The following is a 6,218-nucleotide window of genomic DNA, read 5'->3' as shown; positions in this document are numbered from 1 at the left end:
TTCATCCATCCCATAGAGTCCATACACCCTCTCCCACCTCAGCCACTCGGGGCACTCCTTTCGATCCCCGGTCAATAGCCCGGCACTCCCCCCCGGCCAGGCCAGAAACTCCTTAAATTTGCCCACTATTCCCGCTTTCACCGGGTTCATATGTATATAATCGATGGCCATTTGCAGGTAGTGGGGAATATTATCCACGATGATGGACTTGTAGCGTCCCTGAAATAGATGGCCTCGGAGCTTATACCGCGCATTATACCTCTGCGTATATGTCCCATTAAGCCACTGCATCCCCTTTATCAATGTCGCCTGATGTGTTTCCACCAGCAGGTGGTAGTGATTTCCCATGACCGCATACGCGTGGATGCTCCATCCGGCAAATTCACACACCTCCCCCACCGTCTTTAAAAACATCGCCACGTCCTTCCCGTCCCTCACGATCTTTTTATAGTGGTTCCCACGATTCATCACATGGTATAAGGCTCCCGCACGTTCTATTCGTAATCCTCTTGGCATCATCCATCCTTATCATTCCGACCGCTCCCTGTCAATATCTCAAAACTCAGCCTGACCCCTATTTTTTGACTGTCAATATCTCAAAACTCAGCCTGACCCCTATTGACTATTTCTATTCATTCACAATGCGACCAGCCGCTTGCCAGGCTCGTTTGGCATCGTTGTAGCCTAATTCATACAACTCTTGGTGGCCTTCTAAGGTATAAGACAAAATTTGCTCCACCGAAATAGGTTTGAGTGGTGCGACGACGATAGGGTGGGACAATTTATGGTATTTGTGATTTTTCAAATTATCGGGAATCCCATCGTTATCTTTATCGGTCATCGCCACGTGCTCTCCGCTCAACTGCTTTTGCAGGACGGCGTTGGCGGCGCGTAAGCGGGCATTTTCTAACTGCAAGCTGACTAATTCCTTCACGCGTCGGAACATTTTGAGGTCGGCTTGGAAGGAAGCAAGCAAAGCCCACTCCATCATAGTGCTGGCGGCGGTAAGCAAGTTATGAGGCGTGAGAACGGCGGTTGGTCGCTGTATGCGGCTCGCTGCAGCCGCTTCATCATCATCCCACGGGGTCATGATCACCACCACGAACTCTTCGGCCCCGGCATCAATGGCCGGCCCCAGTGGGGTATTAGCGACTGTCGCCCCATCCCAATACAAACTTTCATTCAGCAGGGTAGCCGGATAGACTATAGGAATAGAGCAACTGGCGATAATGTGGTCGAGGGTCAGTGTTTCACGGATCATTTGACTCGGGTGCAGGTCATCGCTGTTACCAAAAACACGCAATTTTCCGGTATTCATCTCCGTGCCTGTCACACGCAAATGAATGGCCGCTTCCGGTGAATTAATCCGCTCAAAATCCACCCAACCCTCACGCTCAAGCGTCGCCCGCAAGGGGGCTGTATCCAGTAAATAATTGCCGTGGAGTGGGTTTAAGTTAACTTTCTGCACATCTTTGGTATGTAGCCCCTGCCACAAGGCCCACAAAGAGCGCGAGTTATGCCCCGAAGCCATCGCCGCACCATTTACTGCCCCAATGGAGGTGCCGGTCACCACACCGGGTATCCATTCATGCTCTTCTAAAAAACGCAGAACACCCACGTGATAAGCTCCGCGTCCTCCACCACCTGATAAAACCAAAGAACGCTTACGATTATTAATGGCCATTCGATAGGGTGTAGGCTGAGATTTTAGATCATTTCTTCCATCACGAGAATGGCATCGGCGGAAACTCCGAAAAATTATTTCGAGAGTTTCAAAAGGTTATACAAGGTCGCAGCAGAGGCGGGGGCGGGAATTTTCCCGGAGGCGATTTCTTTCGTGACGACCGCGATCCCGTAGGCTTCACGGTTAGCATCGGCGTCGGCTTTAACCCATTGGCCGCCGATGGTGGCTCCTCCAAATGCCCCTTTGGACGTTTGATAAATATAAATGGAGCTGGGGGCGGTGGCGATTTCGCTCACGTTATTCGGGCCGGCTGTACCGGTGGCTTTTGCGTCGAAATTAAATTGATCATCACCCAAGAAATGCTGGAGCATTTCGTCGGTCATAATGACGTAGATATATTTTTTCTCATCGAAACCGAGCTGGAGTCCGACTGTGGCACCACCTTGGTTAAAGGCGATAGGAGCTGACCAACCGCCTGAAGCAGTCTTCGTCAAGATGATCCCGCTACCACCGGAGCCGCCGACCCCGATGCCGCCCCGGGTGACTTCGATAATGGCAATCCCTTTGGCTTTAGCCAAAAGGGCGGCTGGCATCGGGTTCTGAGATTTTTGTTTGGAGGCGAGGATTTCGATTCCTTCATTGATTCGTTTATTCAGACTTTCAGCCTTGAGTGTTTGGGCGGAAAGGGTGAGAGCAAATACGGCTAACACGATGAGAGTAATATGTTTGATCATGGGGCTAAAAGTAATCACGGCTCTCGCTGATTACAAATCTATTTTTCACCCAAAAGGTAGAATTTTTTTGGGAAATGTGATTCTCGGGGTTTCCTTACTGGAATCTCATCCGCCTGCAAGGCAATCCTGTCAAATGACAAGAATTCAGTAATATTAACAAAAACAAATTGCACCACGGACTGGGTGGATTTTAGGGGAAACCTGTTATTTTACCGTGACACCGGATTTGACAATTCGAAAATGAGGGTTGCGCTGTGCGGCGTGGGCGTTAAAAGCATTGTTTACCCATGACCGAGGAATTAAAAGTTAAATTGCCAGTATTTGAGGGTCCGCTAGATCTGCTCCTGTATCTGATCAAGCGCGACGAACTCAATATTAACGATATTCCTATCGAACACATTACCCGTCAGTATCTGGAATACCTCAAGCTCATGCAGATGCTCGACCTCGAGATCGCTGGGGAATTCCTCGTGATGGCCGCGACCCTGATGTATATCAAGAGCAAGACCCTCCTGCCCGAGGACCAACAGGTCATTATGGAAGAGCAGGAAGAGGAGGACATCGACCCGCGCTGGGATCTCATCAAACGGCTGGTTGAATACAAGAAATTCAAGGATGTGGCCCTCGACCTGATGAATCGGGAGTATTTACAGGAGAATATTTTTGTCCGGGCACCGGAAAAACCTGATTTCGAAGAGAGCGACTCCTCCCGCCCCCTTTCGGACGTCGGGATTTTTGACCTGCTTAATGCCTTTAATAAAATCCTCAAGAAACTCAATATCGATGATGACCTGCGTGAGATTTATGATGAGCGATTCACTGTCTCGGACAAAATCGACCTGATCCTGACAACAATCCAGACACACACAAAAATCCTCTTCACCGAGCTATTTATTAATGCCCGTTCCCGCAGTGAAATCGTGGTGACATTCCTAGCCCTGCTGGAGTTGATCCGTTTGAAACAAATCCTCGCTGCACAACCCGATCCATTCGGGGACATTGAAATCACCAAATACGAATTATAAAAAACACATGGAACTCAAATACATTCTGGAATCCGTCCTTTTCGCTAATGGCAAACCGCTTTCCGTGAAGGAACTCAAATCCATCCTCAAAGACGCGGCTGAATACGAGCCATCGGCCGATACCGAAACACACAAGGAATGGAGCCTCGATGACATTAAAGCCGCCCTGCTAAATCTCAGGGCAGACTATGAGGCAGACTCTCAGCGTTCCTTTTTCCTCCAGGAGATCGGGGACACCTACCAATTTGCCTCCCGTCCACAATTCGGTGCCTGGATCAAACAGCTTTTCGACCAGTACCGCCCTCAGCGCCTCAGCCAATCAGCCTTAGAGACCCTATCGATCATCGCCTACCGCCAGCCCATTACCCGCGCCGATATCGAGGCCGTCCGTGGCGTGCAAGTCGATGCCATGGTCCAGACTTTGATGGAGCGGGGCATGATCAAAATCGCCGGACGCGCAGAGTTACCCGGTCGGCCGATGCTTTACGAGACCACACAGGCTTTCCTCGAGCATTTCGGGCTCAAAAACCTCGATGAAATGCCCAATGCTGCTGAATTACGCGCGCTCAAACTTAAAACAGCGGAGATTCCACCGGAAAGTCCGCCCACAGATAGTGAACAGCAACTCCCCTTAGCGGGTGAAGCTGCCGCCGCTGCCGAGGAAACTCATCCCGAGGAGTCAATCGCTTCTGCCGGGGAAGACTCCCCGGAAACCGAACCCTCTACTCCCGTCAAAGAATTCGCGCAAATTGCGGCAGATGAGGACCTCGATACGATTCCCGGCGGCGAGGAAGAATCTGATCAGACCACCAAACCGAAGGCTTAATCCCTATGGCATTTGACCTGAAAAATGTCCGTACTCAAATCGACGCGATCGACAGCAAATTGCTCTCGCTGCTCAACGAACGTGTGAACCTGGTGCTGGAAGTCGGTAAAATCAAACACGCTTCCGGCCAGGATATTTACGCGCCGGAACGCGAACAAGCCCTTTTACGACGCTTGACCGGGATGAATCCAGGGCCGCTCCCAAATGATTCGCTCAAGGCGATTTACCGGGAGATCATGTCGAGCGCCATCTCGCTGGAAAAACCCATCGTGATCGCCGCCCTCGGACCGGAGTCGAGCATCTCCGCCAATGCGGCAAAAAGCAAATTTGGCAAAAGCCTCCGTTACACTTTCCAGAAGGACGTGCGTTCCATTTTTAAAACTGTGGGTGACAAAAAGGCCGACTACGGTGTGGTGCCTGTCGAGATCCAAGGCGACAGCACGCTGCTCGATGTGTTTGATTTTTTTATCGATTTCCCGTTGCGCATCTGTGCACAAATCGTGCTCGAAGACGGAAAAAAGAAAAAAACGAAGCAAGAGCCCACCCGTTTTTTTGTCATCGGCCGCAAGTGCCCCCCACCGACGGGTATCGACCGTACAACCATCCTTTTTTCATTACCGGATAAACCCGGCGCCTTGGCTCTGAGCCTCGGAGTCCTGGCTAAAGCCGGGGTGAACCTCATGAAAATCGAGTCCCGTCCCTCCTGGCGTGCGGGATTCAAATATCATTTTGTTATCGATCTTGACGGGCACGCCGATGAACCGAAGATGGCTAAAGCCTTGGAGCAATTTGCATCAGGCTGTAATGCGGTAAAAATAATCGGTTCCTACCCGATTTGAAAGGAATAATAGAAGATGAAGCAGATGAAAAAAACGACGATTACCAGTATCATCCTGCTGCTGGTGATCTTAGGTACCGTCGTAATGGTTTACCGCGGCGCACAGGAAACGAAAGTAACCATCCGCGCGGAGAAATTTACCAATCCCGTCCCGCCCATCGCGGTCTCGTTAGCCTTAGGTAATATCCAAGTCATTGAAGAAATCAGGGCTGAATATGCCGCCTCCTTAAAACCGAAACGCGACCAACTGGTAAAAATCAACCAGCAACTCAAAGATATTTCCGAAACCCTCGCGGACCTCGAATCCCAAAAAACTGATTTTGAAAATAATCTTGTCCACACTGGTGAGAAATTTGAAGACCAAGCCAAGGAAGTCTGGAATAATGCCAGTGCGGAGCTAGAGCAGGAGTATGAAACAACTAGAGATGAGTATTTGAAAAAATTCCAGGAAAAGGCCGCGACATTACAAACGAATTTTAAAGAACCGAAACTCCCATCCGTCGATGCCTACTCGAGTGCCTACCGCCTGTCCCTCTACAATGTAGGGACGAATATCAACGCGGTGGCCGAAAGACAATGGTCCGATGAGGTTTTCCAGGAGTGGGTAAATTACCAGAAGGAATGGCATAAACGCATGGATAAAGCCATGATCAAGGGCCGCGTCATCGATGATAAAAAGAAATCAGAGCTAGCTAAACTCAAAGTCGAGGCGCCCGTCGTCGAAAATCAAAAAGAGCCTCTCATGGCAAAACAAGCCCGCATGCAAATCGAACGTGATGAAATCCAAGCTTTCCTCGATAATGCCACCGAGCCTTACCTACCCCGGATATTATCCATCTACAGGGCCACTGCGATGAAATCCATGACGACAGATCAAAAGGGCGTGGCGGTTTTTAAAAACATCGAGTTAAGCCCCGGCTCCTACTATATTCTCGGTGAACTCACCGATGAATCGGGTACCCGGATCTGGCGCACCCCCTTCCTTATCCGTGAAAATCATCATAACACTTTTATCATTAAACCTGACGGGGGGAAAACCCTTCGCGAGATCCTCGAAAACGGCCCCTAATCACCAGTACCCACTCCACAGGGGAAGAAAAAGCCGAAGTGA

Annotated in this window: 7 protein-coding genes; 4 read left to right on the top strand and 3 right to left on the bottom strand. The window is 50.0% G+C overall.

The window, feature by feature from the left end; genetic code table 11:
- The 3 genes from SGI98_00580 to SGI98_00570 all read right to left on the bottom strand — a co-directional run.
- The coding region (locus tag SGI98_00580; GenBank protein ID MDZ4741897.1) for a transposase at positions 1 to 516 on the bottom strand (516 nt) is incomplete at its 3' end.
- Between the two features lie 112 nt (positions 517 to 628).
- Positions 629 to 1,684, bottom strand: a complete 1,056-nt coding sequence (locus SGI98_00575) for a patatin-like phospholipase family protein (GenBank protein ID MDZ4741896.1) — start codon at positions 1,682 to 1,684, stop codon at positions 629 to 631.
- Positions 1,685 to 1,758: 74 nt separating this feature from the next.
- Positions 1,759 to 2,418 carry a lipid-binding SYLF domain-containing protein gene (locus SGI98_00570; GenBank protein ID MDZ4741895.1) on the bottom strand — a complete coding sequence of 220 codons (660 nt, stop codon included), beginning with the start codon at positions 2,416 to 2,418 and terminating at the stop codon, positions 1,759 to 1,761.
- A gap of 287 nt (positions 2,419 to 2,705) precedes the next feature.
- Between SGI98_00570 and SGI98_00565 the strand changes: the two genes are divergently transcribed.
- Genes SGI98_00565 through SGI98_00550 form a run of 4 tightly spaced genes read left to right on the top strand, consistent with a single transcriptional unit; the run spans position 2,706 to position 6,176 of the window.
- Positions 2,706 to 3,443 carry a segregation/condensation protein A gene (locus SGI98_00565; GenBank protein ID MDZ4741894.1) on the top strand — a complete coding sequence of 246 codons (738 nt, stop codon included), beginning with the start codon at positions 2,706 to 2,708 and terminating at the stop codon, positions 3,441 to 3,443.
- 7 nt (positions 3,444 to 3,450) lie between these two features.
- Positions 3,451 to 4,269, top strand: a complete 819-nt coding sequence (gene scpB / locus SGI98_00560; GenBank protein MDZ4741893.1) for an SMC-Scp complex subunit ScpB — start codon at positions 3,451 to 3,453, stop codon at positions 4,267 to 4,269.
- Between the two features lie 5 nt (positions 4,270 to 4,274).
- A complete protein-coding gene (gene pheA, locus SGI98_00555; GenBank protein ID MDZ4741892.1) occupies positions 4,275 to 5,108 on the top strand; it encodes a chorismate mutase in 834 nt (277 codons plus the stop codon).
- 24 nt (positions 5,109 to 5,132) lie between these two features.
- Positions 5,133 to 6,176, top strand: coding sequence for a hypothetical protein (locus SGI98_00550; protein ID MDZ4741891.1), 1,044 nt, complete (start codon positions 5,133 to 5,135; stop codon positions 6,174 to 6,176).
- Positions 6,177 to 6,218: the final 42 nt, after the last annotated feature.

Source organism: Verrucomicrobiota bacterium (assembly GCA_034440155.1).
Classification (GTDB): Bacteria; Verrucomicrobiota; Verrucomicrobiia; order JAWXBN01; family JAWXBN01; genus JAWXBN01.
This window is presented reverse-complemented; position numbering and strand designations above follow the sequence as displayed.

Coding starts and splice junctions, on each gene's coding strand:
- SGI98_00565 (MDZ4741894.1), top strand. CDS start 2,706: ATGACCGAGGAATTAAAAGTTAAATTGCCAGTATTTGAGGGTCCGCTA.
- SGI98_00575 (MDZ4741896.1), bottom strand. CDS start 1,684: ATGGCCATTAATAATCGTAAGCGTTCTTTGGTTTTATCAGGTGGTGGA.
- scpB (MDZ4741893.1), top strand. CDS start 3,451: ATGGAACTCAAATACATTCTGGAATCCGTCCTTTTCGCTAATGGCAAA.
- pheA (MDZ4741892.1), top strand. CDS start 4,275: ATGGCATTTGACCTGAAAAATGTCCGTACTCAAATCGACGCGATCGAC.
- SGI98_00550 (MDZ4741891.1), top strand. CDS start 5,133: ATGAAAAAAACGACGATTACCAGTATCATCCTGCTGCTGGTGATCTTA.
- SGI98_00570 (MDZ4741895.1), bottom strand. CDS start 2,418: ATGATCAAACATATTACTCTCATCGTGTTAGCCGTATTTGCTCTCACC.